This window comes from Streptomyces sp. NBC_01334 (assembly GCF_035983595.1).
In the GTDB taxonomy this organism is placed as follows: domain Bacteria; phylum Actinomycetota; class Actinomycetes; order Streptomycetales; family Streptomycetaceae; genus Streptomyces; species Streptomyces coriariae.
In genome coordinates this window covers 2,332,934-2,359,001 of sequence record NZ_CP130718.1, presented here as the reverse complement: position 1 = coordinate 2,359,001, position 26,068 = coordinate 2,332,934, and the positions used below count along the sequence as shown (strand labels likewise).

The following is a 26,068-nucleotide window of genomic DNA, read 5'->3' as shown; positions in this document are numbered from 1 at the left end:
TCACGGAAGAAAGGGTTCTCCCCCATGACCTCATCGCACGGCCGGGGCCCGCTGCACCTGGCGGCCGCCGTCGACCAGCCGGGGGTGTACGACGCCGGCCCCTACGTCGAACTGGCGCGGCTCGCCGAGCGGGGCGGACTCGACTTCGTGACGCTGGACGACACCTTCGCCCGGCCCGGGCCCGACGCGTCGGCCGTGCTGTCCCGGGTGGCGCCCGCCACGCACCGCGTCGGACTGGTGCCCACCCTCACCACCACCCACACCGAGCCCTTCCACATCCAGGCCACGGTCGCCACGCTCGACCGGGTCAGCCGGGGCCGGGCCGGCTGGCGGATCGACGTCTCCACCACGGAGGGGGAGGCCCGGCTCTTCGGCCGCAGGCACACCGCGCCGCTGGACGCGCTGTGGCGGGAGGCCGGCGAAGTGGCCGACGTGGCCGCGAAGCTGTGGGACAGCTGGGAGGACGGCGCCGCGGTACGCGATGTGCCGACCGGCCGTTTCCTCGACCGCGACAAGCTGCACCACGTCGACTTCACCGGCGCGGACTTCTCGGTGCGGGGCCCCGCCCTGGCGCCCAGACCTCCGCAGGGACACCCGGTGCGTGTGGTCGACGCCACCGAGGAACACGCCCGGCCCACCGCCGTCCGGCACGCCGACGTGGCCCTCGTACGCGCGGCGAGCCCCGCGCAGGCCCGCACCGTCCGCGACCGACTGCGGGCCGACGCGGCCGCAGCGGGGCGCGACCCGAACTCCCTGCTCGTCCTGGTGAGTCTGCTGATCGACCTCGGGGACGGCGAGCACGCCGCCGAACCCGGCCACGGCGGAGGCGGCCCCCGGCAGACCGCGCAGGGCCCGCTCTACCGGGGCGGCCCCGTCGACCTCGCCGACCTGATCGCCTCCTGGTACAAGGACGGCACCGCCGACGGCTTCCACCTCACCCCCGTCGAACCGCGCCGCGATCTGGAACGGCTGGTCAACGGCACGGTCGCGCTGCTCCAGCACCGAGGTCTGTTCCGCACCTTCTACCCGGGCAGCACGCTCCGCGAGCACCTGGGGCTGGCCCGGCCCGCCAACCAGTACGCGGGGGGAGCGGCATGAGCGGACACCGACCCCGGGGCCCGAGGCCGCTCGGCAGGCACTGCCACCTGGCCGCGTACTTCCCCGGCGCCGACACCACCACCGTCTGGACCGGCCCCGACACGAAGTCACCGATCGAGTTCTCCTCCTTCGAGCACCTCGCCCGGACCGCCGAACGCGGGCTGTTCGACTTCTTCCTCCTCGCCGAGGGGCCGGGGCCGCGCGAACACCAGGGCCGTATCCATGACCTGGACGTGGCCGGCCGCCCCGAGCCGCTCACCGTCCTCAACGCGCTCGCCGCGGTGACCGAGCGCCTGGGGCTGGCCGCCACGGCCGACGCCACGTTCCACGAGCCGTTCGAACTCGCCCGCAGACTGGCCACCCTGGACCATCTCAGCGGCGGGCGGGCGGCCTGGCACGTGGTGACCTCCTCGGACGCCCGCACCGGCGAGGACTTCCGCCGAGGGGGCTACCTGGAGCGTGCCGACCGGTATCCGCGTGCCGCCGAGTTCGTCGCCACCGCGAGAAGGCTGTGGGACTCCTGGACACCGGACGAGGCGCCCCGGCCGTTCGCGCACCGGGGCCGGCACTTCGACATCGCAGGGGAGTTCACCGTGCCGCGCTCACCGCAGGGCCACCCGGTGGTGATCCGGACGGGGGGCTCGGGGGAGGGCCGGGAGTTCGCGGCCGCCACCGCCGACGTCGTCCTCGCGCGGCCCGGCACGCTGGAGGCCGGGCGCGCCTTCTACGCCGACGTCAAGGGACGGCTGGCCAAGTACGGCCGTACCGCCGACGATCTGAAGATCATGCCCGGCGTCACCGTCGTCCTCGGGGACACCGCCGCCGAGGCACAGGAGCGGGCCGCCACGATCAGACGCCGGCTGGTCTCCCCGCAGCGCGCCCTCCTCACCCTGGAGCGGCTCTGGGGCGTCGACCTGTCGGCCTACGACCCCGACGGGCCGCTGCCCGAGTTCGACCCGGTGGCCGACCCGCGGCTCACGCGGGGCCGCGCCCGGCACGGCGAGGCCGTCACGACGGCCGGGAAGCTGCGCGCGCTGTCGAGGGAGAAGGGGCTGTCCATCCGGCAGACCGTGATCGAGACGAGCGCCCGGCAGTCCTTCATCGGCACGCCCGAGGCGGTCGCCGCCGAACTGGCGGAGTTCGTGCGCGAGGACGCCGCCGACGGCTTCGTCCTCGTACCGCAACTCACGCCCGGCGGGCTCGACGAGTTCGTCGACCGGGTGGTGCCGCTGCTGCAGGAGCGCGGCGCCTTCCGTACGGAATACGAGGGACACACCCTGCGCTCCCACCTCGGACTGCCCGACCCCGTGGAGACGGGCGAACGGGCGAATTATGTGACGACAGGACAGATCACATGACGACAAGGCCGACCCCCGTGACGGCGAACGCGGCAGACACCGCGGCGGATGCGGCGGATGCCTGGCGGCAGTGGCACGAGCGCCGCCCGGAGACGGTCTCGGCGCCCTACGGCGCGCTCGCGCTCACCGGCACCTCCCCCAGTGCCTGAAACCGCCTGGGGACCCCCAGCTCGAGGACCTTCCGGACGGTCGACTTCCGGACACCCCCGGGACCTGGGTGGCCGATGAGGACGCCGTGGTGCTCACCGCGACCGGCTCCGACGGGCTGACCGTGGACGGGAAGCCGTTCAGCCGGGAGGTACCGCTCGGCGCCGACACCGGACCGACGGACGCGGCCCGGGTCGCGCTCGGCGACCGGCGGCTGGTCGTGCTGGTCCGTGAGGGGGTCTGGGGGTACGCGACTTCGACCCGGACTCCGCGACCCGGCACCGCTTCCCGGGCGTCGACGCGACCCCCTACGACGCGCGCTGGGCGGTGCCCGCACGTTTCACCCCGTACGACGAGGACCGTACCGTCCGGGTGCCGAACGCCGACGGGCGTGAGCGCGGTCCCGGGCTCGGCGGGGAACTGGCGTTCGTCCTGGCCGGGCAGCGGCGCACCCTCCAGGTGAGCGTGCAGGGCGACGGTTCGCCGTGGGCCGTGTTCGCCGACGCCACCAGCGGGGTGACCAGCTGTCGGTTCCGGTTCCCGTACTCCGACGCGGACGGACGCACGACGGTCGACTTCAACCGGGCCGTACTGCCTCCGTGCGCCTTTGCGGATGCTTTCCTCCGCCGCTTCCCCCCCGCCGGGGAACACATATGACGTGGCGGTCGAGGCAGGGGAGCGCAACCTGGTCTGAGCTGGGGCAAGAGGCTGCAAGAGGGCTCAACTCACGCAGTTCGTTGAAGGTCTGACGGCCGAAAGGCGCCCTTGCGCCGACCGGCCGTTCGGCCGAATACTCCCCCTCAGCGCTTGTCAGGGTCACGGCGTGTCCGGAATCCGGACGAACGTCGGTCCCTGGCTGCGCCTCACGGGCCCCGACCCCACACCACGGGCCCCCGACTTCCCCTGGGAGGGAACGAAACGTGAGGATCAAGCGCACCACCCCCACCACCCCCACGAGCGGCATCTCGAGACGGACCCGGCTGACCGCCGTGACCACCGGACTCGTGGCCGCCGCCGCCATCGCCATCCCCCACGCGAGCGCGGCCGACACCCCCACCTTCAGTACCGCCGAACTGAAGAGCGCCGGCGACTCGGTGCTCCAGGCGGACATCCCGGGCACCGCCTGGGCGGTCGACAGCAAGACCAACCGCCTCCTGGTCACCGTCGACAGCACGGTCTCGGACGCCGAGATCGCGCAGATCAAGGAGCAGGCGGGCGACAACGCCGGCGCGCTCACGATCAAGCACACCCCGGGCAAGTTCAACAAGCTGATCGGCGGCGGCGACGCCATCTACGGCGGCGGCTACCGCTGCTCGCTCGGCTTCAACGTCGTCAGCGGGAGCACCTACTACTTCCTGACCGCAGGGCACTGCGGCGAGGTCGCCTCGACCTGGTACTCCAACTCCGGTCAGACCACCGTGCTGGGCACGAACTCCGGCTACAGCTTCCCGACCAACGACTACGCGCTGGTCCGCTACACGAACACCTCGGTCGCCAAGGCGGGCACCGCGGGCAACACCGACATCACCAGCGCCGGCAACGCCACCGTGGGCCAGTCGGTGATCCGGGACGGCTCCACGACCGGTATCCACACCGGCCGGGTGACCGCCCTCAACGCCACGGTCAACTACGGCAGCGGCGACGTGGTCTACCAGATGATCCAGACCAACGTCTGCGCCGAGGGCGGTGACTCCGGCGGAGCCCTCTACACCTCCGGCGGTGTCGCGCTCGGTCTGACCTCCGGTGGCAGCGGCAACTGCACCTCGGGCGGTACGACCTTCTTCCAGCCCGTGACCGAGGCCCTGAGCCGCTACGGCGTCAGCGTCTTCTAGTCCTCACGCGGGAGTCCTGACGCGGGAGCCCTGACGAGGGCGCCCTGACGAGGGAGTCCCGACACAGGAGTCCTCGCGCGGGACCGCTTCACCTGGCCTGTGGCCGATCGCAGGCGAGCCCCCGTACGCAACCGGCGTGCGGGGGCTCGCCCTTGCCGGAGGGCGGGGTTACCGTCGGGGTACAGGCAGTGATGCGCGGCAGTGCTGTGGACCCTTGGGGGCCGGCAATGGTCGAGGAGCTGATGGTGGCGGGCGTCGCGCTGGTGTCCGCCGGAGCGGTGTACGTGGCGGCGGCGGCGCGGGTCGTCAAGCAGTACGAGCGGGGCGTGGTCCTCCGGCTCGGGAAACTCCGGCCCGAGGTGCGCGGCCCCGGACTCACCCTCATCCTTCCGGGCATCGACCGGCTCCGGAAGGTCAACATGCAGATCGTCACGATGCCGGTGCCCGGGCAGGAGGGCATCACCCGGGACAACGTCACCGTGCGCGTGGACGCCGTCGTCTACTTCAAGGTGACCTCGCCGGCCGAGGCGGTCATGCGGGTGGAGGACTACCGGTTCGCCGTCTCGCAGATGGCGCAGACCTCCCTGCGGTCCATCATCGGCAAGAGCGATCTGGACGATCTGCTGTCCGACCGCGAAAAGCTCAACCAGGGGCTGGAGTTGATGATCGACAGCCCGGCCGTGGAGTGGGGTGTCACCATCGACCGGGTGGAGATCAAGGACGTCTCCCTGCCCGAGACGATGAAGCGGTCCATGGCCCGGCAGGCCGAGGCCGACCGTGAGCGGCGGGCCCGGATCATCAACGCCGACGCCGAGCTCCAGGCGTCGAAGAAGCTCGCCGAGGCGGCGAAGGAGATGTCCGAGCAGCCGGCCGCGCTCCAGCTGCGGCTGCTCCAGACGGTGGTGGCGGTCGCCGCGGAGAAGAACTCCACCCTCGTCCTGCCGTTCCCGGTGGAACTGCTGAGGTTCCTGGAGCGGGCCCAGCAGCAGCAACCGCTTCCTCCGACGTCCTCCACACCCCCGACGACTTCCACACCTTCGCCGCCCGAGCCGGAGTCGGGTTCCGGCCAGGACTAGACCTCACCGCCGCGTAAGTGGTTACTCACGCGTAGCGTTTGCAGTGCGAATTCTCCTGTGGTGGCCAGGGGATGTTCCGGGGTGGTGAAGGCGTGGAGGGCGCGCGGTGTTCACCCTGTGCGCGTCCTGAAGTCGACCTTGTGTGCTCCCTGTGCGGTTCGGAAGAGTGGGCGCCCGTCAACCAGCCTTCCGGCCCGGAGCTGCCCCCATAGCCGCCCGGGCCGACCCCCCACAGGAGGACGCGAGTTGAAGCACCGACGCATACCCGGGCGGCGGATGGTCATGACGGGCGCGGGTATCGCCGCGCTCGTCGCAGCCGGAGTCACCTTCCAGACTGCGAACGCCAGCGAGCCTGCGAAGACCTCGCAGCCCGCCCCCCTCTCGGCCCTCGCGGCCGGAAAGCTCGCCTCGACGCTCGGCCAGGACCTCGGCGCCGACGCGGCGGGCACGTACTACGACGCGAAGAGCAAGAGCCTCGTGGTGAACGTCCTCGACGCGGCCGCCGCGAAGACCGTCGAGGCGGCCGGCGCCAAGGCCAGAATCGTCGAGAACTCCCTCGCCGAACTGACCGGCGCCCGTACGACGCTCAAGGCGGACGCGTCCGTCCCGGGCACCGCCTGGGTGACCGACCCGACCACCAACAAGGTCGTCGTCACCGCCGACCGCACGGTCTCCGACGCCGAGTGGGCCAAGCTCGCCAAGGTCGTCGACGGGCTCGGGCAGGTGGCCGAACTGCAGCGGACCAAGGGGGAGTTCAAGCCCTTCATCGCCGGCGGTGACGCCATCACCGGCGGCACCGGGCGCTGCTCCCTCGGCTTCAACGTGGTCAAGGGCGGCGAGCCGTACTTCCTGACCGCCGGGCACTGCACCGACGCCATCTCCACCTGGTCGGACTCCTCCGGCACCGAGATCGGCGCCAACGAGGTGTCCAGCTTCCCGGACAACGACTACGGCCTGGTCAAGTACACCGCCGAGGTCGACCACCCGAGCGAGGTCGACCTCTACAACGGCTCGGCCCAGCAGATCACCGGCGCCGCCGAGGCCACCGTCGGCATGAAGGTCACCCGCAGCGGCTCGACCACCCAGGTGCGCTCCGGCACGGTGACCGGCCTGGACGCCACGGTGAACTACGGCAACGGTGACATCGTCAACGGCCTCATCCAGACCGACGTCTGCGCCGAGCCCGGCGACAGCGGCGGCTCCCTCTTCTCGGGCGGCAGCGCCGTCGGCCTGACCTCGGGCGGCAGCGGCGACTGCACCTCCGGCGGGGAGACGTTCTTCCAGCCGGTGACGGAGGCGCTGTCGGCGACGGGGACGCAGATCGGCTGACGGTCCCGTAACAGCCCTTCGGGCATTCGAGCAGCTGAAGTCCCGCCCCGCGCGCGAGGGGCGGGACTTCGCACGTGTCCGGCGCGGCGCGTCACGGGCGGGCGCCGCTCGCCGCGGGCCGGCTCACGGCGTGCTCTGCGCGCGACGCGTCCGCAGGGCCGCCGCCGGCAGGGTGACGACGATCCCCGTGACCGTCCACGCCGACGGCACCAGCAGCGACGCGGTCATGTCGTTGCCCTTGAAGTAGGCGATCGAGCGCGCCGCCCAGGTCCCCGCCCCCCCCGATCGTCAGCAGCGTGGCCCGGGGGGTCACGGCGTCCTTCGCCTCGTCGAGGGAGGAGCCGGGGAGGGGTCACTGGCGGAGCCGCGGGGTGGGTCGGCGCCGGTGGTCGGTGTCATGTTCCCGCGGTCCGGGGCGCGGGGTGTTTCCGCAGGTGGGAGGCGCCCGAACGGCTGTCGTACAGACGTTCGGAAATTGGTCTATGGTGGGGGTGGGTCAGTTGGGAACTGATGTTCGATTCACGGGAGGTGCGGATGTCGGGGTTCACGCATCTGCACACCGTCTCCGGGTTCTCCCTGCGCTACGGCGCCTCGCACCCGGAACGGCTGGCCGAGCGCGCCTCGGAGCGGGGAATGGACGCCCTCGCCCTCACCGACCGCGACACCCTCGCCGGCTCGGTCCGCTTCGCCAAGGCCTGCGCGAAGGCGGGTGTGCGCCCGCTGTTCGGAGTGGACCTGGCGGTGGCGCCCCCCGAGCGGCCGCAGGGCGACGCGTCCGTACGACGGGACAGGCGCCGCACCCCCGTGCGCGGCGGCGCCTTCATCGACGAGTCGACACCCCGTGTCACCTTCCTCGCCCGCGACGGCGCCCGGGGCTGGGGCGACCTGTGCCGGATCGTCACGGCCGCGCACGAGAGCGAGGGCGCCCCGGTACTGCCCTGGGCCGAGAACCACGGCGCGGGCCTGACCGTCCTGCTCGGCCCCGCCTCCGACGTCGGCCGCGCGCTCGCCGCGGGCCGGCCGGACCGCGCGGCGAAGCTCCTCACCCCCTGGCGGGAGGTGTACGGCGACGCCCTGCGGCTGGAGGCCGTCTGGCACGGGCGCACCGGCACCGGACCCGGCTCCCTGCGGCTGGCCGCCCGCACCGTCGGCTTCGCCGCCGAACAGCGGATCCGGCCCGTCCTCAGCAATGCCGTCCGGTACGCCGACCCCGGCCAGGGCCCGGTCGCGGACGTGCTGGACGCCGCCCGGCGGCTGGTCCCGGTCGACCCGGCGAAAGGGCTGGACTCCGGTGAGGCCTGGCTCAAGGACGCGGGCGCGATGCTGCGCACGGCCGAGCGGATCGTCGAGGCCGCGGGCTACCGGCGCGACACCGCGCACCGTCTGCTGGAACAGACGCGGGCGACGGCCGCCGAGTGCCTGGTCGACCCCGAGGACGACCTCGGCATGGGCGCCGTTCACTTCCCCGAGCCGCACCTCGTCGGCGCGGGCCGCCGGACCGCCCAGCGGACACTGGCCTCCCGGGCGGCGGCCGGGATGGTGCTGCGCGGCCACTCGGGCAAGCGCGCCTACTGGGAGCGGATGCACCGGGAGCTGGACATCATCGCCCACCACGGCTTCGCCTCGTACTTCCTGACGGTCGCCCAGGTCGTGGACGACGTGCGGGGGATGGGCATCCGGGTCGCGGCCCGCGGCTCCGGCGCGGGATCGCTGGTGAACCATCTGCTCGGCATCGCGAACGCCGACCCGGTCGAGCACGGGCTGCTGATGGAGCGCTTCCTGTCCAAGGAGCGGGTCGTGCTGCCCGACATCGACATCGACGTGGAGTCCGCGCGCCGGCTGGAGGTCTACCGGGCGATCATCGGCCGGTTCGGCACCGAGCGGGTCGCGACGGTCGCGATGCCGGAGACGTACCGGGTCCGCCACGCCATCCGGGACGTCGGCGCGGCCCTGTCCATGGACCCGGCCGACATCGACCGCATCGCCAAGTCCTTCCCGCACATCCGGGCGCGCGACGCCCGGGCGGCGCTGGAGGAACTGCCCGAACTCAGGTCGCTGGCGGGGGAGAAGGAGCGGTACGGGCGGCTCTGGGAGCTGGTCGAGTCTCTCGACGCCCTCCCGCGCGGAGTCGCCATGCATCCGTGCGGGGTGCTCCTCTCCGACGCCTCCCTGCTCTCCCGTACGCCGGTCATGCCGACCAGCGGCGAGGGGTTCCCCATGGCCCAGTTCGACAAGGACGACGTCGAGGACCTCGGGCTGCTCAAGCTGGACGTGCTGGGTGTGCGGATGCAGTCGGCGATGGCGCACGCGGTGGGCGAGGTGGAGCGGGCGACGGGGGAGCGGATCGACCTGGACACGCTGAAGGGCGGCGACCCGGCGACGTACCGGCTCATCCGGTCCGCCGAGACGCTGGGGTGCTTCCAGATCGAGTCGCCGGGCCAGCGGGACCTGGTGGGGCGGTTGCAGCCGGCCACCTTCCACGATCTCGTCGTTGACATCTCCCTCTTCCGGCCCGGGCCGGTCGCCGCCGACATGGTGCGGCCGTTCATCGAGGCGCGGCACGGGCGGGCGCCGGTCCGGTATCCGCACCCGGATCTGGCGGAGCCGCTGCGGGACACCTACGGGGTCGTCGTCTTCCACGAGCAGATCATCGACATCGTCGCCGTCATGACCGGCTGCGGGCGCGGTGAGGCGGACCGGGTCAGGCGCGGGCTGTCGGACCCGGAGTCGCAGGGGCGGATCAAGGTGTGGTTCGCCCAGCACGCGGCGGCCGGCGGATATGACGCAGAAACGATTCAGCGGACCTGGGAGATCATCGAGGCGTTCGGCTCGTACGGCTTCTGCAAGGCGCACGCGGTCGCCTTCGCCGTGCCGACGTACCAGTCGGCGTGGCTGAAGGCGCACCACCCCGCCGCCTTCTATGCCGGGCTGCTCACCCATGACCCCGGGATGTACCCGAAGCGGCTGCTGCTGGCGGACGCGCGGCGGCGGGGGGTGCCGGTGCTGCCGTTGGACGTGAACAGGTCGGCGGTCGCTCACCGTATCGAACTGGTGTCTGATTCAGGGTCTGATTCCTCCGGTGCGGGCTCTGATCCATCCGGTTCCGGCGTATGGGGGCTGCGGCTCGCCCTCTCCGACGTGTACGGCGTCACCGAGGCCGAGGCGGCACGGATCGCGGACGGGCAGCCGTACGCCTCGCTGCTGGACTTCTGGGAACGGGCGCGGCCGAGCCGTCCGCTCGCCGCGCGGCTCGCACAGGTCGGCGCGCTGGACGCGTTCGGCGCCAACCGGCGCGATCTGCAACTGCACCTGACCGAACTGCACCGGGGGGCCCGGGGTGCGGGCGGCGGTCAACTCCCGCTGGCCGGCGGGCGGAAGACCACCCCGGCCGGGCTGCCCGACCTGTCCTCCGCCGAGAAGCTCAGCGCCGAACTGGGTGTGCTGTCCATGGACGCCTCGCGCCATCTGATGGACGACCACCGGAGCTTCCTCGACGAACTGGGCGTGCTGTCGGCGCGCCGGCTGCGCGACACCCGGCACGGCGAGACGGTTCTCGTGGCGGGTGCCAAGGCGGCCACCCAGACCCCGCCGATCCGGTCCGGCAAGCGGGTCATCTTCACCACCCTGGACGACGGCACCGGCCTGGTCGACCTGGCCTTCTTCGACGACTCCCACGACGCCTGCGCGCACACCGTCTTCCACTCCTGGCTGCTGCTGGTGCGCGGGGTGGTGCAGCGGCGCGGCCCGCGCAGTCTCAGCGTGGTGGGCGCCGCCGCCTGGAATCTCGCCGAACTGCTGGAGGTGCGCCGGGACGAGGGGCTGGAAGGGGTCGCGGCCCGGCTGGCCGACCCCGGCGGCGCCCCGGACGCGGGTGGCGACGGCGACGGCCCGGCGCGCGGCCGGCTCGCCGGTTCGGAGGGGCTGCCCGCACCGGCGGGCTCGGCCGCCCAGGACGCGAGGGAACAGCGTCGCATCCGCATGCCCACGGGGTACGAGATGCACCCCTGGGCCGATCTGCGCCCCGCGGGCGAAGGGCCCGCGGTGGGAAGGAAGTTGTGGCACCAGAGTCCGGGGAGTGCGGGATGACCATCCTCTGCGTACGTTTCCAGCTGCCTTCGACGGACGAGGCCGCCCTGCCGGCGCTGCTCGGGCTGCTGGAGGACTTCACGCCGGTCGTCGAGGCGTTGCCGCCGGACGGCGCGCTGGCCGATCTGCGCGGCGCAGAACGGTACTTCGGGCGCAGCGCGGTCGAGCTGGCGTCGGTGATCAGAGTGCGCGCGCTCGCGCTGCACGGGGTCGACTGCGTGATCGGCGCGGGCCCCGGCCCGATGGCGGCCCGCATGGCGCTGCGGGGCGCCCGGCCCGGCGTGACGTGCGCGGTCCCCGAGGGCGGGGTACGGGAGTTCCTCGCCGAGAAGCCCGTCGTGGCGCTGCCCGGTGTCGGTACGGCGACCGCCCGCACCCTGTGCGAGTACGGCCTCGACACCCTCGGCCGGGTCGCCGTCGCCCCCCTGTCCACGCTCCAGCGTCTGGTCGGCGCGAAGACGGGCCGGGAACTGCACGACAAAGCGAACGGCGTCGACCGCGGCCGGGTCGTACCGAACGCCGTGTCGCGCTCCCTGGCCACCGAACGCCCCTTCACCCGGGACGAGCTGGACCCCGACCGGCATCGCCGCGCGCTTCTCTCGGCCGCCGGGGAACTGGGCGCCCGGCTGCGCGCCGTGGAGAAGGTCTGCCGCACCCTGACCCTCACCGTGCGCTACGCCGACCGCTCGGCGACCACCCGCAGCCGCACTCTGGGGGAGCCGACAGCGCACTCGGCGGCCCTGACGAGAACGGCGTACGGCCTGTACGAGGCGCTCGGTCTCCAGCGCGCCCGGGTCCGCGCGATCGCCCTGCGCGCCGAGGCCCTCGGCCCCGCAGACCAGGCCTCCCACCAGCTCACCTTCGACCCCGTGGACGAGAAGGTCCGCCGGATCGAGGAGGTGGCCGACCGGGTGCGGGCGAAGTTCGGGCCGGAAGCGGTGAAGCCCGGGACGCTGGCGGCGTGAGGCGACGGCGGCCGGAAAGGGGTCAGTTGGCCCACAGGGGAGCGATCCGGGTCCCGTCGGTCAGCTCCGCCTCCAGGCCGATGGACGTGGTGACCCAGGAGAGCGCGGTGTGATCGGTCGGGTTCTCGACGGCCAGGGTCGCCCCCGGATTGACGATCACCGTGTCGCCCGCCCTGATCCGCTCGGCGCGGCCGTCGAGCGTGAGGATCAGCTCGCCGACGAGCAGGTGGAAGATCTCCTCCCGGCTGACGGTGTGCGCGGGCGCCTTCGTCCCGGCGGGGATCTCGCCCCTCCAGGCGCACAGCTCCTTGCTGCCGGTGCGGGGAGTGGCGTACGAGACGAAGCGGGCGCCGTGGATCTCGTGGGTGACGGCGTCGGACGAACGGATGACGGGCATGGGTGTTCTCCTGTCGGTTTCGGCTTCCGATGGGCGTCGTCGCTGCGGACGCAGACCCGAAGATGGTCAAGCTGCTTGACTACTTGGCTCTATGGTCAAGCTGCTTGACCAATCTGTCAAGAATGTTTCAATGCAGACGTGCAGAACTCCGAAGCCCTTGCCCTGACCGCCGTCCTGCTCGCCGCCGCGGGCGAGCTCACCCAGCGCATCAACGACGGCGTCCTCGCCCGGGGATTCGAGGCGCGGCCCGCCTACGGCTTCGCCTTCACCCGGCTCGCCCCGGACGGCGCCACGATCACCGAGCTGGGCGCGCATCTCGGAGTCACCAAGCAGGCGGCGAGTCAGCTCGTCGAGGAGCTCGTGCGGAAGGGGTATGTCGAGCGCCGGCCGCACCCCGAGGACGCGCGGGCCCGGCTGATCGTGCTCACCGAGCGCGGCTGGGAGTGCACCAGGGCGGCGGAGGAGGCGGCCGCCGAGGCGGTGCGGGCGTGGGTCGCCGTGCTCGGCGAGGGTGAAGTGCGCCTGCTGCTCGACCAGTTGTCACGCATCGCCCCTCATGGCCCCATTCGGCCCGCTTGGTGACGGCATATCAGTGATCCCGGGTCGACAGTGGCTATCACTGGAAGTTTTTACTGACGCGTAACTTCACAGTTCAGCTACTCGCCCGTAACTTGACGAGTGAACAGCATCCTCGTGATCCGGGTCACAGGGCGTAAGGCCATCGCATCCTCCCTTGAGCCGCAAGGAGATCACCCGATGCTGCCCTGGAAACGCGCGCTCAGACCACTCGCCGCACTGCTGCTGGCCGCCGCGGCCGCCACCGTCCCCGCCACCGCCGCCCACGCCGACTCCGCCGCCACCGCCTCGTCGAGTGGCTGGAACGACTACCGCTGCAAGCCCTCCGCCGCCCACCCCCGCCCCGTCGTCCTCGTGCACGGCACCTTCGGCAACTCGGTCGACAACTGGCTGGCCCTCGCCCCCTACCTCACGGTCCGCGGCTACTGCGTCTTCTCCGTCGACTACGGCCAACTGCCGGGCGTGCCGTTCTTCAACGGCCTCGGCCCCATCGACAAGTCGGCCGCGCAGCTCTCCACCTTCGTCGACAAGGTGCTCGCCGCGACCGGCGCCGCCGAGGCCGATCTCGTCGGCCACTCACAGGGCGGCATGATGCCGCGCTACTACCTGAAGTTCCTCGGCGGAGCCGCCAAGGTCAACGCGCTCGTCGGCATCGCCCCCGACAACCACGGCACCACACTGAGCGGACTCGCCAACCTGCTGCCCTACTTCCCGGGCGCCGAGGACCTCCTCTCGGCCGCCACCCCCGGCCTCGCCGACCAGGTCGCCGGATCGGCCTTCCTCACCAAACTCAACGCGGGCGGCGACACCGTCGCCGGTGTCCGCTACACCGTCATCGCCACCAAGTACGACGAAGTGGTCACGCCGTGGCGCACCCAGTACCTCAGCGGGTCCGGCGTGCACAACGTCCTGCTCCAGGACCTGTGCCCGGTGGACCTCTCCGAGCACCTGGCGATCGGTCTGTTCGACCGGATCGCCTTCCATGAGGTGGCCAACGCGCTCGACCCGGCCCACGCCACCGCCACCACCTGCGCGTCCGTCTTCAGCTGACACGCAGGTGTTCCGCCGGGGCCTGTCCGACCTGAGCCGCCGGTCAGGCCCCGGAGTACCGAGGAGGGACGGCGGCTCAGCGGCCGTGCCGTCCGCCGCTCACCGCGCGCCTGCGCACCGACCCGAACAGCAGCGCAGCGCCCAGCGCCAGGACGGCCGCGCCGCCCACCGCGAGATACGGGGCGCTGCCGTCACCGCCGGTCTCCGCGAGGCTCTCGCCCGAACCCGGACCGGCACCTGCCGCGCTCGGCTCGTTGGCCGTGACGGGCGACTCGGCCGCGGCGGAGGGCTCGGTCGTGGCGGACGGCCCGGTCGTCGGGTCGGTCGTCGGGTCCGTCGTCGTGGTGGCGTCGTCGTCCCCGTGACCGTGGTGCTCGATCGTCGACTTGTCGGCACCGTCCTCGATCTGCTCCTCGGAGGGCGCGGAGGCGGACGGCGCGGTACCGGTACCGGTCCCCGCTCCTGTGCCCGTGCTCGTGTTCGTGCCCGCGAACGTCACGTCCGAGCAGGAGTAGAACGCCTCCGGGCTGTCCGAGCGCTGCCAGACCGCATACAGCAGCTGCCTGCCCGAACGCTCGGGGAGAGTCCCGGTGAAGGTGTAGAAGCCGCCCGACGCGACCGGGTCGGTGGCCGTCGCCACCGGGTGCTCCAGGTCGAGGTCGGACCAGGCCAGCGGCCCGGCGGGGTCGTAACCGGCCTTGGTGAGATAGACCTTGAAGGTGCCCTTGTGCGGGGCGGTCACGCGGTACTTGAAGGTGTACGAGCCGCTGCCGACGCTCGTCGCCGGCCAGTCGGCGCGGGCCAGGTCCAGGCCCTTGAACTCCTCGTTGTTCGCGCTGCACAGCCTGCCGTCCGGGATCAGCTCCTGGTGACGGCCGTTCGCGTCGCCGATGCGGATGCCGTTCCAGTCGTACAGCGCCTGTGTCCCGCCCGCCGCGACCGCGGCCCGGCACGCGTCCGACTTAGGGCTCTCCGGACCTTCCGCGTAGCACTGGGCGACCCGGCTGACCGGATCGCCCATCGACCCGTGCGCGGCCGCGGGCGCGGCGGACAGCAGGGTCAGGGCCGCCGGGATCAGTCCGACGGAGGCGACGGAGGTGACGGCGGCGGCCTTGCGGCGTGCGGGCATGGGGGAACTCCTCGGAACCGGAACAGGTGGTGGCCTGATGTGTGCCGGAACCAAGAAACCGCGGATTCGCCTGCTCGGGGCGGTTCGTGGCGATCTTTAGGGTCGCCTTAAGGAAGCGCTGAGACTGGGATCAGGTAGGTAGCGTTCAGGCATGACGAGCGAGGAGATCCGGCCCGCAACGGCGGCCGACGTGCCGGCTGTGAAGGCCGTGACGGACGCGGCGTACACGCCCTACATCGAGCGCATCGGGCGGGTGCCGCAGCCCATGGAGGCGGACCACGCGGCCGACGTGGCCGCGGGGAAGGTGTTCGTGGCCGGCGACCCGCTCGGTGGCGGGGTGATCGGCCTCGTGGTGGTCGAGGCGTTCACCGACCACCTGTTCCTCGACAGCATCGCCGTCCGTCCCGACGCCCACGGCAGGGGCGTCGGGCGGCGGCTGCTGCACTTCGTGGACGCACACGCGCGTGCGCTGGGGCTGCCCGAGGTCAGGCTCTACACCAACGCGATGATGTGGGAGAACCAGAAGATCTACCCGAAGTACGGCTACGTGCTCGTGGAGCGGCGCGTGGACGGGCCGTACGACCGCGTCCACTACCGCAAACGGCTGGACTGAAGGCGGCGTCGCTCAGCCGTCCGGCCACCAGGTGCGTGCGATGTCCTTGCGCACCTCGGGGCGGCCGGCGGGCCGTTCCTCGACCTCGTCACGGATCCGGCGGGAGTCCGTCTTCTTCAGGGGCTTCTGCACGGTCGTACGGCGCATGACTGCCTCCTTCAGGAGCTACCGGGTTCCGCGTTCGCACGGAGGTAGACCCTTTGGGGGAGAGTTCCTCATCGGCCCCCCTTCTGTCAGTGGCGGCTGTCACGATTCGATTGTCAGTGGTGGGTGTCACTCTTGGGCACATGAGGAAAAAGAGTGACGAACCGACCGCGCCGGGTGTCGACTGGGACGCTGCGGCGGCCGCCTTCGACGAGGAGCCGGACCACGGCCTGCGTGACCCCGGGGTGCGCGCCGCCTGGGCCCGGCGGCTGCACGCCTGGCTGCCGGAGCGCGGCTGTGACCTCCTCGATCTCGGCTGCGGCACCGGCAGTCTGTCGCTCCTCGCGGCCGAGCAGGGACACCGGGTGACGGGGGTCGACCTGTCCCCGGCCATGATCGACCTGGCCCGCGCCAAACTCGCCGGGCGTGACGCGGTGTTCCTCCAGGGTGACGCGGCGGCGCCACCGGTCGCCGAGCAGCGCTTCGACACCCTGCTGGTACGGCATGTGCTGTGGACCCTGCCCGACCCCGCCCGGGTCCTGCGGCACTGGCGCGGCCTGGTGCGACCCGGCGGGCGGCTCGTGCTGGTCGAGGGCGTATGGGGGACCGTCACCCCGGTCGGCATACCGGCGGACCGGCTCACCGCGCTGCTGGCCCCGCTGACCGAGCACGCCCGCGTCGAACGGCTGTCGGAGGACGCGGGGCTGTGGGGCGGGGCCGTGACGGACGAGCGGTACGCGGTGGTGGCGACGGTGTGAGGGGCGGCGCTGTGAGGCGGTGCCGTGCGGCGATGCCGTGAAGGGCGGTGCTGCGAAACGCGGCGCCGCACGGCGGCGGGCCGACGGCCCCTCACTCCAGCAGCGACTCCAGGCCGCCCTCGGCGGTGGCCAGCACCTCCAGCTCGTCGAGGGCCGTCACCGCGGCGGCCGCGGCCGCCGGGTCCCGCTCCGCCAGCCCGCTCTCCTCGAACTCGTCCTCGTCCAGTCGCCGTACGTCCGTCCCGTCGGCGGAGCGCCACAGGTCCAGGTCGAGGTCCTCGACGACCAGTTCGCCGCCGGACAGCGTGGCCGGGCGGGTGATGTCGCAGTACCAGCCCTTCAGCGCGCCCGTCGCGTCGCGGACCTCCTTCACCGCGTACCAGCGGTCCCGCCAGTAGTACTCGGTGAAGACGTCACCCGCCTCGAAGCGGACGAAGCCGAAGTCGCGTACGGCGTCCCCGGCCCAGGGGGCGCGCACGGTGATCCGGGTGCCGTCGTCGGACAGCAGCTCGGCCGCGTATCGGATCTTCGTCCGGCCGCCCTTGACGAGGACGACGTCCACCGACCCTGCCGACTCAGCCGAGTTCCCGGACATGCCGCACCTCCGTCGCGCAGATCTCGTACCCGAACCACTTGTTGATCGCGAGCATCGGCCCGTTGTCCGCGTCGTTGCCCGTGTACGCCTCCGGGTACCCCACGGCTCGGGCCCGGTGCAGCGAGTCGTTCTTGACGAGCTTGGCCAGGCCCCGGCCGCGGTGGTCGCGGGCGGTGCCGGTCATGCCCGTGGTGTACAGGCCGTCGTGGGTGTGCGCCACGCTGAAGGCGACGGGGCGGCCGTCGGCCACGGCGACCGAGGTCAGCTCCCGGTCCAGGTGAGGGTGGTTCCAGTACTCGTCGACCCAGGCCGCGTAGTCCGTGAACTCGGTCGCGATGTCGCCGGGTTCGTCCGAACCCGCCTCCGCGTCCAGGGCGAACAGCGGATGCGGGTCGTCGGCGAAGTCGGCGGCCGTGCGCAGCTCGACGCCGGGCGGGGGGTCCTGGAGCGCTGGCAGCGCGGTGCGGGCCAGGTCCAGGCGGAGGAAGTGCGCGGAGCGGCTCGACCGGTAACCGTGTCGCTCGGCGAAGGCGCGGTGGGCCGGCTCGTCCAGGACCCAGGCGAACAGTCTCCTCGCCCCGTGGGCCGCCAGATGCTCCTCGGCGGTGCGGACCAGCAGGGTGCCCGCGCCGCGCCCGGTGCGCGCGGGGTCCACGTACACGTTGAGGGACCCCTGGCCGGGCTCCGGGCTGTCCTGGGCGAGGCCCAGCTGGGCCGTGCCGATGATCTCGCCGTCCTCCACGGCGACCAGCTTGCGGGCGTGGGCGTCGGGCCGGGACAGCGAGAGGCCGTGCAGCACGGAGGCCGGGCTGAAGAACACATAGGGCAGGGCGCGGTGCCGGACCCGGATGAAGCCCTCGACGTCGGCGGGCGTCTCGGGGCGCAGGTCGCGCACGATGACGGTCATGTGAGCGCACGCTACGGTCGGGCCGCGCCTGTCTGCCTCCCATTTTCGGCTCCGTCCGCACTCCCGTTCCCCGGCGGGTGCGGGACAATCGGCCCGTGACCTTGAAGATCCACATCGATGAGAGCGCCGCGCCCTACGAACAGGTGCGGGCGCAGATCGCCGACCAGGCGCGGTCGGGAGCGCTGCCGGTCGGGTACCGGCTGCCGACGGTGCGGGGGCTGGCCGAGTCGCTCGGTCTCGCCGCGAACACCGTCGCCAAGGCGTACCGGGCGCTGGAGGGGGACGGGGTGATCGAGACCAGGGGACGCAACGGCACGTTCGTCGCCGCGTCCGGACCGGCGGCGGAGCGGGAGGCCGCGGGTGCCGCGCAGGCCTACGCCGAGCGGGTGCTGCGGCTGGGGCTCACCGAGGAGCAGGCCTCGGCCGCCGTGCGGGACGCCCTGCGGGCGGCCTACGAACGGTGATCTGCGGCGGATTGCTCAGGGACGGACGGTGCTCAGCGGTGTGCGGCAGTGATCGGTGATCAGCGGTGTGCGGCGAGCGTGCCCGGCGTACGGGTCACGCTCAGCCCCGCCCGCCGCGCCGTCCGCCCGAACAGCGCCGCGTTCTCCACCGCCGCGCCGCCGGGATCGTTGTTGAAGTAGGCGTGGACGTCGTGCCCGCCCCCGACCGACCAGGTCGTCGCGATGCGGTCCAGCCAGGTCTCCAGGGCCCGGCGGCCGTAGTGCGGCCAGGGGTGGGCACGGCCCTGGTGGAAGCGGACGTACCCCCAGTCGGCGGTGCGCCACAGCGGGGTGACGGGGCGGGAGCCGACGTCCGCCCAGCACAGGGCCGCGCCCCGGGCCCGCAGGACGTCCCGCACGCCGGGCGTCCACCACGACTCGTGCCGCGGCTCCACCGCGACGCGCGTACCCGACGGGAAGCAGGACAGACAGGCGTCCAGGAGCCCGGTGTCGGCCCGCAGGGTCGGCGGCAGCTGGAGCAGCACCGGTCCGAGACGGTCGCCGAGGCCGGCCGCGTGCGTCATCAGGCGCCGTACCGGCTCCTCGGGGTCCTTCAGCCGCTTGATGTGGGTCAGATAGCGGCTCGCCTTCACCGCGACCACGAAGTCCGGCGGGACGCGCTCGGCCCAGGACGCGAACGTCTCCCGCGACGGCAGCCGGTAGAAGGCGTTGTTGATCTCGACGGTGGCGAAGTGCCCGGTGTACTCCTCCAGCCACCGCCGCACGGGCACGCCGGCCGGATACAGGACGCCCTTCCAGTCCTTGTACTGCCAGCCGGACGTGCCGACGTACAGCGTCATACCTCCATCAGAACACCTACAGGTACAGTCCCGCGTCCGACCGCCCCCGGGGTTCCGGCAGCGAGGTCGGGGAGGTGCCCCGGCGCAGGGCGTACAGCTCGGCCAGCGTCGCGCCCTCGCGTCCGACCCCCTCCTCCGTACCGAGCCAGTCCACCGCCTCCCGGCGGGTCAGCCCACCGACCTCGATACGGGCCAGACAGCGGCCGGGGCGGACGACGGCGGGGTGCAGGCGCTCCAGGTCCTCGTTGGTCGTGACCCCGACCAGGACGTTGCGGCCCTGGCCGAGCAGGCCGTCGGTGAGGTTCAGCAGCCGGGACAGGGCCTGGCCCGCGGTGTGCTTGGCCTCGCCGCGGATCAGTTCGTCGCAGTCCTCCAGGAGGAGCAGCCGCCAGCGGCCCTTGCCGGTGCTGTCCTCCTCGCCGATCGCGATGTCCATCAGATAGCCGACGTCGGAGAAGAGCCGCTCGGGGTCCAGGACGCAGTCCACCTGGCACCACTCCCGCCAGGAGCGGGCCAGCGTGCGCAGCGCCGAGGTCTTGCCGGTGCCGGGCGGGCCGTGCAGCAGGAGCAGCCGGCCGGCGATGTCCTGCGGGGTCGTCCCCATCAGGTGGTCCATCGCCTCGGCGACGGGCGCCGTGTAGTTGGGGCGCACCTCGTCCCAGGTGCCCGCGGAGATCTGCCGGGTGGTGCGGTGCGGGCCGCGCCGCGGGGAGACGTACCAGAAGCCCATGGTCACGTTCTCCGGCTGTGGCTCGGGTTCGTCCGCCGCACCGTCGGTTGCCTGGTCGAGCACCTGCGCGGCCAGTTCGGCGGTGGTCGCGGTGACCGTGACGTCGGCCCCGCGATTCCAGCGGGAGACCAGCAGGGTCCAGCCGTCGCCCTCGGCCAGGGTGGCGCTGCGGTCCTCGTCCCGGGCGACCCGCAGCACGCGGGCGTGCGGCGGCAGCAGGGTCGCGCCGGAGCGCACGCGGTCGATGTTCACCGCGTGCGAGTACGGCTGCTCGCCCGTCGCGAAGCGGCCGAGGAACAGCGCGTCGACGACATCGGACGGGGAGTCGGAGTCGTCGACGTTGAGCCGGATCGGCAGTGCGTCGTGCGGGGGTACGGACATGCCGCCATGATCCGGCACAAGAGCGTCGCCCGCACCCGGTTTCCGCAGTGCGCGAGGTGCGCCCGGTGTGTCGGGCGTGCCGGATGCCGGGAACCGGTCCCGCTGGGTGCGCGTGGCCCCGACGGGCTCGGCCGGGGCCACCGCTCAGACCAGTTGCCGGAGCCGGCGGGTCCGCCGCACCACGGCGTACCCCTTGGTGAGCGCCCGGTCCCTCGCGAACGTCCGGCCGATCGCCAGGCCGTCGACGAGCCGTTCGAACTCCTCGGTGTCCGTGGTGCGCCGTACCGTCACCCGCCGCAGGGCGTACGGCCCCTGGGCGCGGTGGGCGAGGGAGTTGCCCACGGCGAGCGCCTGGGCGAACCCGTGTCCGCGTACCGCCGTGCGCACCCGGCGGCTGGAGTAGCCGTACGGGTAGGCGAACGACACGGGCAGGGTGCCCAGTTCGTCGGCGACGATGTCCCGGCAGCGGGTCAGCTCGGCGCGCAGCCGGGCGTCGTCGAGCTGGTCGAGCTGCGGATGGGTGTGGCTGTGGCCGCCGATCTCGACGCCGCTGTCCGCCAGTGCGCGCACCTGCCGCCAGTCCAGCATGGTGTCCAGGCCGCCCCCGGTGTCGTGGGCGCCCCGGACCCAGCCGGTGGTGACGAACAGGGTGGCCGGGAAGCCGTGCTCGGCCAGAGCCGGGAGGGCGTGCCGGTGCACGCCCTCGTAGCCGTCGTCGAAGGTGATCAGGACCGGGCGGCCCGGCAGCGGCCGCCCGGACCGCCAACGGGCCGCCAGATCGGCGGTGGTGAGCGGGGTCAGCCCCCGCTCGGCGAGCACCGCCATCTGTTCGGCGAACGCCTCGGGCGTGACCGAGAGGGTGCGGGTGGCGGCGTTCGGGTCGGCGGCCACCGCGTGGTACATGAGGATCGGTACGCCCGCCCCCGTCATGCGGCCCGCTCCACCTGGTCCACCCGGATCGGCACCACGGCGAACGTCGTTCCGGCCCGCCGCGCCCGCACGGTGCCGACCAGGTACCCGCCGGCCGCCGTCAGCACCCCGGCGACGATCGCGGCCGCCCGCCGGGCCCCGCCGGGCCGGGCCAGCAGCTGATCGCGCAGTCCGCGGACCACACCGGCCGGCAACACCCGGGTGGCGTACCGGCGTTCGGACTCCAGCCCCTTGTCGACGCCGACGCTGCGCGCGACGAGCGCCTTGGACAGGCCCTCGGCGTACGTGCGCGTGCGGAAGTACCCGAAGTGCTCGCGCGCCTCGGGCACCTTGTGGTGGATCACCGCGCGGTCGTCCATCAGCAGGATCGCGTCGGGTCTCGCGCGGCTGAGCCGGATGCACAGATCCGTCTCCTCGCCGCCCATCGGGCGTTTGCTGCCGTCGCGTCCGATGCCGGTGGCGAAACCGCCCACGAAGTCGAACGCGGTACGCCGGAAGGAGGCGTTCCCGCCGAGGATGTTGCGCACCCTGACCCGGCCGGGCGGCAGGCCCCGGTAGGAGCAGCCCACCACCCAGTCGAACTCCTCGGGGAACCAGTCGGGCCGCCGGCCGGAGGACCAGACGGGCACCGCCCGGCCGCCCACGGCCAGCACCCGGGGATCGGAGTACGGGTCGGCGAACCGGCGCAGCCAGTCCCGCTCGGCGACGGCGTCGTCGTCGAGGAAGGCGACGACCTCGCCCCGGGAGACGGCGATGCCGGTGTTGCGGCCGGCCGACAGACCGCGCGGGCCCGCGTTGGGCAGCACCCGCACCCCGCCGGTCTCCTTGTACTCGCTCCTCAGCCGGTCCAGGAGCGTCGGGTTGTGGTCGACGACGACCAGGGTCTCCAGGGCCGGGTGGGTCTGCGCCCGCACCGAGGCGACCGCTGCGAGGATGTCCTCCCAGCGGTCCTCGGTGTACACACAGATGACGACCGAGACGTCGATCGTGCTCAAGACGCCTCTCCCCGGCCCGAGTCGAGCATCGGCGAGCGGCGGACCAGCCGGCGCAGCGCCCGCCGGTTGGACCGCTCCTTGAGGATCACCCGCAGCACGCGCAGCCCGTCGCGGACGGCCCGCAGATTGCTGACGCCGTGGATGCGCAGGTACTCGTGGCTGGGGATCTCCTGCACCTTCAGCCCGGCCTTGACGACCCGGATGTTCATCAGGGTCTCGACCTCGAAGCCGGTGCAGTCCAGCTCGATCTTGTCCAGGCAGTGCCGCCAGAACGCGTTGTAGCCGTAGCACAGGTCGGTGTAGCGGGCGCCGAACTTGCGGTTGACGATGGCGCACAGGACCCCGTTGCCGAGCCGGCGGATGAAGGTCATGTCGTCGGTGCCGCCGCCGTTGGCGAAGCGGGAGCCCTTGGCGAAGTCCGCGCCGGAGACGAGGGCGGAGACGTACGACACGATCTCGTTGCCGTCGGCCGAGCCGTCCGCGTCGACCATCACGATGATGTCGCCGCTGCACGCCTCGAAGCCGGTGATCAGGGCGTCGCCCTTGCCGCGGCCCTGTTGTCCGACGACCTTGACGCCTGGCCACAGACCACGCGCGACCTGCACGGTGTCGTCGGTGGAGTTGCCGTCGACCAGGACCACCTCGTGGATCCAGTCCGGCAGGGTCTTGAACACGTACGGAAGGTTCTCGGCCTCGTTCATCGCGGGGATGACCACGCTCACCGGTGGCGCGATGGCCAGGTGAGAGGAGATGGGCCGGTACTTGCCGACGGTCGACGGGCTTTCGAGATCCTGGCCCGGTGTCGCCGGTTGCAGAACGGAACTCATGAGTCTGGTCCCTCTCGTCCGGTGGGCCGCCCTCCCCTGGGCGGCCCGGAATCCACGTCCGGTTCGAAAGGGGGGTTTCTCACCCATGGCGGAGTGATCTCCGCGCAGACACGGGTGAGCTGGCAGAACTGACCGGCCACCGTCGAAGGACGGCAGCCGACCGCGCGCGGCACGGCCCGGTCACCAGTGCGGTCACCGAGCACGGCACCCCCCTACCGCGCTCCCGCCCCGATACCGCCGCGGTCCCTGAGCCCTCCCCTGGAGCCGTTGCCGACGGTCCGATGCGAGTGAGATGTATGACGGTATTGATGATTACGCCCGGATGGCAAGCCCTTGGCGGCTCACTTACCTTTTTGTTCGTTTGACCGTTACAGAATGATGCGTCCCTTCGAAAGGAACCGGCACAGGAACGGTCACGGGAGCGAACAAAAGTGTTCCCCGGGGGCCGCGGAGGCCTCCGGGGAACGGTGGTTCAGATCAGTGCGGCGCGTTCCGCGGGGGTCACGGGACGATCTTGAGGAGCTTGTTCGGTGAGCCGGTGCCCGGGCTGGTGACCACGTTCGAGGTCGCGCCGTTCACCAGGGCCGTGGCCACCTGGGCCGGGGTGGCCGAGGTGTGGCCCGCCAGGTAGACGGCGGCCGCGCCCGCGACGTGCGGGGTCGCCATCGACGTACCGGAGATGGTGTTCGTGGCGGTGTCGCTGGTGTACCAGCCCGCGGTGATGGAGGAGCCGGGGGCGAAGATGTCCAGCACCGAGCCGTAGTTGGAGTAGCTGGCCCTGGCGTCGGTGCTGGTGGTGGCGCCGACGGTGATGGCCTGGGTGACGCGGGCCGGGGAGTACGAGGAGGCGTTGGCGCTGCTGTTGCCCGCCGCCACCGCGTAGGTGACACCGCTGGCGATGGAGTTGCGCACCGCGGTGTCCAGCGTGGTGGACGCGCCGCCGCCGAGCGAGAGGTTGGCGACCGAGGGGCCCGAGTGGTTGTTCGTGACCCAGTCGATGCCTGCGATGACGCCCGCGGTGGTGCCGGAACCGGCGTTGTCGAGCACCCGCACCGCCACGATCTTCGCCTTCTTGGCGACGCCGTAGGTGGAGCCCGCGATCGTCGTGGCCACGTGGGTGCCGTGACCGTTGCCGTCGGAGGCGGTGGTGTCGCCGTCGACGGCGTCGTAGCCGTAGGAGGCCCGGCCGCTGATCTGGGAGTGGGTGATGCGGACGCCGGTGTCGATGACGTACGCGGTGACGCCGCTGCCGGCGGTGTCCGGGTAGGTGTACGTGCCGGACAGCGGGAGCGAGGTCTGGTCGACGCGGTCCAGGCCCCAGGGGGCGCTCGACTGCGTCGTGTCGCTCACCCGGACGGTCTGGTTCTGCTCGACGGTGGCGACCGCCGGGTCCGCGGCGAGTCTCCTCGCCTCGGTGGCGGAGAGGGTGGCGGTGTAGCCGTTCAGCGCGGAGCCGAACGTCTTCCCGACGGTGCCGCCGTAGCCCTTGACGAGGTTCTTGCCGGTGGCCGAGGACGCCTTGAAGCCCGCCTGCGACTTCAGGGTGACGATGTAGCTGTCCTTGACGGCGGTGGGGGAGCCGGCCGCGAGGACCTTGCCCTCGGCCGGTGCGGCCTGGGCGGGGAGCGCGGTGAGCCCGCCGACGAGGGCGGCGGCCGCCACGGTGGCGGCGGCGGTTATGCGGGCCTTGTTGCTACGCAGTTGTGCCATTACGAGGGAGTCCTCCTCTAGGCAGCCCGCGCCTGGGTCGGGCGCACGGCTGTGGGGGAGTGCGCGCGGTCGCGCACACGGCCTCGAACGTCGCGTTCCGTTCGCGGCTGAGGTAAAGCCTCGGCCGTCTACGTGCGTAGAACAAGGGAGTTGAGGGGCTGTCAACAACCTTGACATGCCCACGCAACATCAGCCCCACGAAGGGGTGTGAACGATCCCGATAGGGGCCAGAAAGTCTTGGCATGGACACTTCCCGTCAACACGCGTAGTTGCTACGAACGTTGTGGCAGAGATCCTGCTAAGGGAGGTTCCATGAGACGTTCCCGACTTGTCGTATTCGTGAGCTCACTCCTCCTCGCCCTCGGCACCGCCCTCACCGGGGCGGCCTCGGCGCAGGGCGCCCAACTCGCGGCCACAGGTGGCTATGTGGCGCTGGGGGACTCCTACTCCTCCGGTGTCGGCGCGGGCAGCTACATCGGCTCCAGCGGCAACTGCAAGCGCAGCACCAAGGCGTATCCGTACCTCTGGAACGCCGCCCACGCCCCCTCGTCGTTCACCTTCGCGGCTTGTTCGGGCGCGCGAACGGATGAAGTACTGGCGAGTCAGCTCGGCGGCCTGAACTCCTCGACCGGCCTGGTCTCCATCACGGTCGGCGGCAACGACGCGGGCTTCGCCGACGTCATGACGACCTGCGTCACCGGCTCCGACAGCACCTGTCTGTCCCGCATCAACACGGCCAGGGCCTACGTCGACTCGACGCTCCCCGGCAGACTCGACACCGTCTACTCCTCGATCCGCGCCAAGGCGCCCAACGCGCGCGTGGTCGTCATCGGCTACCCCCGCTTCTACAAGCTCGGCACGGTCTGCCTGGGCCTGTCCGAGACCAAGCGCTCCGCCATCAACAACGCGGCCGACTACCTGGACGCCGCGACCGCCAGACGCGCCACCGCCCACGGCTTCGTCTTCGGCGACGTCCGCACCCCGTTCAACGGCCACGAGATCTGCTCCGGCAGCTCCTGGCTGCACAGCCTCAACTGGCTGAACATCGGTGAGTCGTACCACCCGACCGCGTCCGGCCAGTCGGGTGGCTACCTGCCGGTCCTGAACAGCGCCGCCTGATCCGTCAGCTCCG

Annotated in this window: 24 protein-coding genes and 2 pseudogenes; 14 read left to right on the top strand and 12 right to left on the bottom strand. The window is 72.1% G+C overall.

The annotated features are described in order from the left end of the window. The first annotated feature begins 24 nt into the window (after positions 1-24). The 6 genes and pseudogenes from OG736_RS10705 (at position 25) to OG736_RS10680 (ending at position 6,840) form a co-directional block, all read left to right on the top strand. Positions 25-1,098, top strand: a complete 1,074-nt coding sequence (locus OG736_RS10705; RefSeq protein WP_327182226.1) for an LLM class flavin-dependent oxidoreductase — start codon at positions 25-27, stop codon at positions 1,096-1,098. Continuing rightward, positions 1,095-2,456 (top strand): NtaA/DmoA family FMN-dependent monooxygenase, encoded by a 1,362-nt coding sequence (locus tag OG736_RS10700; RefSeq protein ID WP_327182225.1) that lies wholly within the window; start codon positions 1,095-1,097, stop codon positions 2,454-2,456. The genes OG736_RS10705 and OG736_RS10700 overlap by 4 nt, the downstream gene beginning before the upstream one ends. Continuing rightward, positions 2,453-3,297, top strand: a pseudogene (locus OG736_RS10695) (DUF1684 domain-containing protein). The gene OG736_RS10700 and the pseudogene OG736_RS10695 overlap by 4 nt, the downstream one beginning before the upstream one ends. A 226-nt stretch (positions 3,298-3,523) precedes the next feature. Next, positions 3,524-4,435 (top strand): S1 family peptidase, encoded by a 912-nt coding sequence (locus OG736_RS10690; protein ID WP_327182224.1) that lies wholly within the window; start codon positions 3,524-3,526, stop codon positions 4,433-4,435. 227 nt (positions 4,436-4,662) lie between these two features. Further along, positions 4,663-5,511 (top strand): slipin family protein, encoded by an 849-nt coding sequence (locus tag OG736_RS10685; protein WP_327182223.1) that lies wholly within the window; start codon positions 4,663-4,665, stop codon positions 5,509-5,511. A 246-nt stretch (positions 5,512-5,757) separates the two neighbouring features. Beyond that, on the top strand, positions 5,758-6,840 hold the full coding sequence (locus OG736_RS10680) for a S1 family peptidase (protein WP_327182222.1): 1,083 nt from the start codon (positions 5,758-5,760) through the stop codon (positions 6,838-6,840). 123 nt (positions 6,841-6,963) lie between these two features. On the opposite strand, the pseudogene OG736_RS10675 reads toward OG736_RS10680, so the two are convergent. Beyond that, positions 6,964-7,119: pseudogene (locus OG736_RS10675) on the bottom strand (DUF3533 domain-containing protein); the annotation flags it as partial. A gap of 255 nt (positions 7,120-7,374) precedes the next feature. Here OG736_RS10675 and OG736_RS10670 point away from each other — a divergent pair. Then, a complete protein-coding gene (locus OG736_RS10670; RefSeq protein ID WP_327182221.1) occupies positions 7,375-10,926 on the top strand; it encodes a DNA polymerase III subunit alpha in 3,552 nt (1,183 codons plus the stop codon). Continuing rightward, a complete protein-coding gene (locus tag OG736_RS10665) occupies positions 10,923-11,891 on the top strand; it encodes a DNA polymerase Y family protein (RefSeq protein WP_327182220.1) in 969 nt (322 codons plus the stop codon). Before OG736_RS10670 ends, OG736_RS10665 begins: the two co-directional genes overlap by 4 nt. A gap of 22 nt (positions 11,892-11,913) precedes the next feature. On the opposite strand, the gene OG736_RS10660 is transcribed toward OG736_RS10665, so the two are convergent. Continuing rightward, entirely contained in the window at positions 11,914-12,288 is a 375-nt protein-coding gene (locus OG736_RS10660) for a cupin domain-containing protein (protein ID WP_327182219.1), read from the bottom strand. Positions 12,289-12,426: 138 nt separating this feature from the next. Between OG736_RS10660 and OG736_RS10655 the strand changes: the two genes are divergently transcribed. Both OG736_RS10655 and OG736_RS10650 read left to right on the top strand, forming a co-directional pair. Further along, positions 12,427-12,870 (top strand): MarR family winged helix-turn-helix transcriptional regulator, encoded by a 444-nt coding sequence (locus tag OG736_RS10655; RefSeq protein WP_327182218.1) that lies wholly within the window; start codon positions 12,427-12,429, stop codon positions 12,868-12,870. Positions 12,871-13,044: 174 nt separating this feature from the next. After that, the gene (locus OG736_RS10650; RefSeq protein ID WP_327182217.1) at positions 13,045-13,914 is read left to right on the top strand and encodes an esterase/lipase family protein; all 870 of its coding nucleotides are present in this window, start codon (positions 13,045-13,047) and stop codon (positions 13,912-13,914) included. Between the two features lie 76 nt (positions 13,915-13,990). On the opposite strand, the gene OG736_RS10645 is transcribed toward OG736_RS10650, so the two are convergent. Next, positions 13,991-15,043: a lytic polysaccharide monooxygenase auxiliary activity family 9 protein gene (locus OG736_RS10645; protein ID WP_327182216.1), complete on the bottom strand. Its 1,053-nt coding sequence runs from the start codon at positions 15,041-15,043 to the stop codon at positions 13,991-13,993. Between the two features lie 151 nt (positions 15,044-15,194). Between OG736_RS10645 and OG736_RS10640 the strand changes: the two genes are divergently transcribed. Beyond that, positions 15,195-15,656: a GNAT family N-acetyltransferase gene (locus tag OG736_RS10640; protein ID WP_327182215.1), complete on the top strand. Its 462-nt coding sequence runs from the start codon at positions 15,195-15,197 to the stop codon at positions 15,654-15,656. Positions 15,657-15,668: 12 nt separating this feature from the next. Here OG736_RS10640 and OG736_RS10635 read toward each other — a convergent pair whose 3' ends face one another. Continuing rightward, the gene (locus OG736_RS10635; RefSeq protein WP_107085289.1) at positions 15,669-15,803 is read right to left on the bottom strand and encodes a hypothetical protein; all 135 of its coding nucleotides are present in this window, start codon (positions 15,801-15,803) and stop codon (positions 15,669-15,671) included. Positions 15,804-15,943: 140 nt separating this feature from the next. Between OG736_RS10635 and OG736_RS10630 the strand changes: the two genes are divergently transcribed. Next, on the top strand, positions 15,944-16,558 hold the full coding sequence (locus OG736_RS10630) for a class I SAM-dependent methyltransferase (RefSeq protein ID WP_327182214.1): 615 nt from the start codon (positions 15,944-15,946) through the stop codon (positions 16,556-16,558). A gap of 91 nt (positions 16,559-16,649) precedes the next feature. On the opposite strand, the gene OG736_RS10625 is transcribed toward OG736_RS10630, so the two are convergent. Both OG736_RS10625 and OG736_RS10620 read right to left on the bottom strand, forming a co-directional pair. Next, positions 16,650-17,153: a ribonuclease FAU-1 family protein gene (locus OG736_RS10625; RefSeq protein ID WP_327182213.1), complete on the bottom strand. Its 504-nt coding sequence runs from the start codon at positions 17,151-17,153 to the stop codon at positions 16,650-16,652. Next, on the bottom strand, positions 17,134-18,060 hold the full coding sequence (locus OG736_RS10620) for a GNAT family N-acetyltransferase (RefSeq protein WP_327182212.1): 927 nt from the start codon (positions 18,058-18,060) through the stop codon (positions 17,134-17,136). Before OG736_RS10620 ends, OG736_RS10625 begins: the two co-directional genes overlap by 20 nt. A 95-nt stretch (positions 18,061-18,155) precedes the next feature. On the opposite strand from OG736_RS10620, the gene OG736_RS10615 reads away from it, so the two are divergent. Continuing rightward, the gene (locus OG736_RS10615; RefSeq protein ID WP_327182211.1) at positions 18,156-18,524 is read left to right on the top strand and encodes a GntR family transcriptional regulator; all 369 of its coding nucleotides are present in this window, start codon (positions 18,156-18,158) and stop codon (positions 18,522-18,524) included. A 59-nt stretch (positions 18,525-18,583) separates the two neighbouring features. Here OG736_RS10615 and OG736_RS10610 read toward each other — a convergent pair whose 3' ends face one another. The 6 genes from OG736_RS10610 to OG736_RS10585 form a co-directional block, all read right to left on the bottom strand. After that, a complete protein-coding gene (locus tag OG736_RS10610; protein WP_327182210.1) occupies positions 18,584-19,363 on the bottom strand; it encodes a DUF72 domain-containing protein in 780 nt (259 codons plus the stop codon). 16 nt (positions 19,364-19,379) lie between these two features. After that, entirely contained in the window at positions 19,380-20,474 is a 1,095-nt protein-coding gene (locus OG736_RS10605; protein ID WP_327182209.1) for a DUF5925 domain-containing protein, read from the bottom strand. A 144-nt stretch (positions 20,475-20,618) separates the two neighbouring features. Further along, positions 20,619-21,404: a polysaccharide deacetylase family protein gene (locus OG736_RS10600; RefSeq protein ID WP_327182208.1), complete on the bottom strand. Its 786-nt coding sequence runs from the start codon at positions 21,402-21,404 to the stop codon at positions 20,619-20,621. After that, positions 21,401-22,399, bottom strand: coding sequence for a glycosyltransferase family 2 protein (locus OG736_RS10595; RefSeq protein ID WP_327182207.1), 999 nt, complete (start codon positions 22,397-22,399; stop codon positions 21,401-21,403). The genes OG736_RS10600 and OG736_RS10595 overlap by 4 nt, the downstream gene beginning before the upstream one ends. Continuing rightward, positions 22,396-23,226, bottom strand: coding sequence for a glycosyltransferase family 2 protein (locus OG736_RS10590; RefSeq protein WP_327182206.1), 831 nt, complete (start codon positions 23,224-23,226; stop codon positions 22,396-22,398). Before OG736_RS10590 ends, OG736_RS10595 begins: the two co-directional genes overlap by 4 nt. Positions 23,227-23,727: 501 nt before the next feature. Continuing rightward, positions 23,728-24,936: a S8 family peptidase gene (locus OG736_RS10585; RefSeq protein ID WP_020128214.1), complete on the bottom strand. Its 1,209-nt coding sequence runs from the start codon at positions 24,934-24,936 to the stop codon at positions 23,728-23,730. A gap of 312 nt (positions 24,937-25,248) precedes the next feature. Here OG736_RS10585 and OG736_RS10580 point away from each other — a divergent pair, with 312 nt between their 5' ends. Next, positions 25,249-26,055, top strand: a complete 807-nt coding sequence (locus OG736_RS10580) for an SGNH/GDSL hydrolase family protein (RefSeq protein ID WP_327182205.1) — start codon at positions 25,249-25,251, stop codon at positions 26,053-26,055. Positions 26,056-26,068: the final 13 nt, after the last annotated feature.